This window comes from Bacillus sp. P4_D3 (assembly GCF_056401855.1).
In genome coordinates this window covers 1-1,906 of sequence record NZ_JBFUIN010000597.1, presented here as the reverse complement: position 1 = coordinate 1,906, position 1,906 = coordinate 1, and the positions used below count along the sequence as shown (strand labels likewise).

Annotated in this window: 2 protein-coding genes; one reads left to right on the top strand and one right to left on the bottom strand. The window is 34.9% G+C overall.

Annotated features, from left to right (window positions below; all coding sequences use genetic code 11):
* The coding region (locus AC1DTM_RS24505; RefSeq protein WP_477001103.1) for a flavin monoamine oxidase family protein at positions 1–638 on the bottom strand (638 nt) is incomplete at its 3' end.
* Positions 639–838: 200 nt separating this feature from the next.
* Here AC1DTM_RS24505 and AC1DTM_RS24500 point away from each other — a divergent pair.
* On the top strand, positions 839–1,783 hold the full coding sequence (locus tag AC1DTM_RS24500; RefSeq protein WP_002012312.1) for an L-lactate dehydrogenase: 945 nt from the start codon (positions 839–841) through the stop codon (positions 1,781–1,783).
* Positions 1,784–1,906 lie beyond the last annotated feature (123 nt).

The window sequence follows — 1,906 nt, the reverse complement described above, 5'->3', positions numbered from 1 at the left end:
ACTTCAATTAAAGACATTCCCATGTATGCTTCCATATCAAGAAGTACTCCGATCATATCTATTGCTCCATCTGAATAATACTCAGTTAAAAATGAAGCGAGCGAATATGTTTTATACTTTTTTTCAACAATAATCCAGTTTTTATCAGGATCTTTCTTAATATAATTAAGTATCGGTTCCAATACCTCTAACATTAACCCTTCTGCCGTTTTCTCTCTTTCTTTATCTAAAACTGGATATCCAAGTACACTTGGATCCTTTTCAAACACATCCAATCTCGTTCTTTTGTTATTCGTATAAATTATATCTGAAGAAGTTTTATTAATAAAAAGGTTTAACGGTAGTTTAAATTTACGAATATAGGCTAAAGTTAAATCATGAGTATCCGGAATACGCATAGGACCTGCGTTAAAATATAATCCTGCACTAAATGGTTCACGAATCGTATACACCCTGCCACCTATTCTGTTATTTGCTTCTATAATCGTTACCTCATGCCCAGCCTCTTTTAATAAAGATGCTGCAACTAATCCAGATATCCCTGCACCGGCAACTGTAATCCGTTTGGGGTTATTCGTTTTGGCAAGCCCTTCATGAACAATTTGAAGCATTTGTTCCATCGATAATGGATTCCCCATGCCAATTCCCCTTTTACGAAGGATTTTACTGAATTATATTCGTTTAACAGGATTCCTATGTTTCATTCAAGTAATTGAGTGGATACATTTTCAATCACTTGAATATCTTTTATAAAATGTAATAAAATAGATATGAAACTATAGAAGTAAGACGTATTATCTTACATAATAAAATTTATGAAATAGCGAGGAATTTTGAAATGAAAAAAGGTATTAACCGTGTTGTATTAGTAGGAACAGGAGCAGTTGGATGTAGTTATGCTTACTGTATGATTAACCAAGCTGTAGCTGAAGAATTTGTTTTAGTTGATGTAAATGAAGCAAAAGCTGAAGGAGAAGCAATGGACTTAAGCCATGCCGTTCCTTTCGCACCAGCTCCAACAAAGGTTTGGAAAGGTAGTTATGAAGATTGTAAAGACGCAGATCTTGTTGTAATTACAGCTGGATTACCACAAAAGCCAGGTGAAACACGCTTAGATTTAGTTGAGAAAAACGCTAAAATTTTCAAGCAAATTGTTCGGAGCATTATGGATAGCGGCTTTGACGGTATCTTCTTAATTGCAACAAACCCTGTAGATATTTTAACTTACGTAACTTGGAAAGAATCTGGATTACCGAAAGAACGCGTAATCGGTTCTGGTACAACTCTTGATTCTGCTCGTTTCCGTTATATGTTAGGTGAGTACTTCGATATTGGACCTCATAACATTCACGCTTATATTATCGGAGAGCACGGTGATACAGAACTTCCGGTGTGGAGTCACGTATCAATTGGTATTCAAAAACTACAAACGCTTCTTGAAAAAGACAACACATATAACCAAAAAGATTTAGATGATATTTTCGTAAACGTTCGTGATGCAGCCTATCACATTATTGAACGAAAAGGTGCTACATACTACGGCATCGGCATGTCACTTTTACGTGTTACGAAAGCAATCTTAAGCAATGAAAACAGCGTATTAACTGTATCAGCATATCTTGAAGGTCAATACGGCCAACAAGATGTTTATATCGGCGTACCTGCTGTTTTAAACCGCGGCGGTGTTCGTGAAATTTTAGAAGTTGAACTAAGTGAAGAGGAAGAATTAAAATTCGATCACTCTGTTCAAGTATTGAAAGAAACAATGGCTCCTGTTCTTTAATCATATTTTTCAATCAAAAAAGCAATCCAATTTATATTGGATTGCTTTTTTATATTTTTATAGTTCCCCCTCAATTTAAACGGTAATATTATCTATAAAAAGGAGTGATTTCATGAATGATTC

Excerpts from the sequence above, each read along its gene's own strand:
- AC1DTM_RS24500 (WP_002012312.1), top strand. The coding sequence starts at position 839 with ATGAAAAAAGGTATTAACCGTGTTGTATTAGTAGGAACAGGAGCAGTT.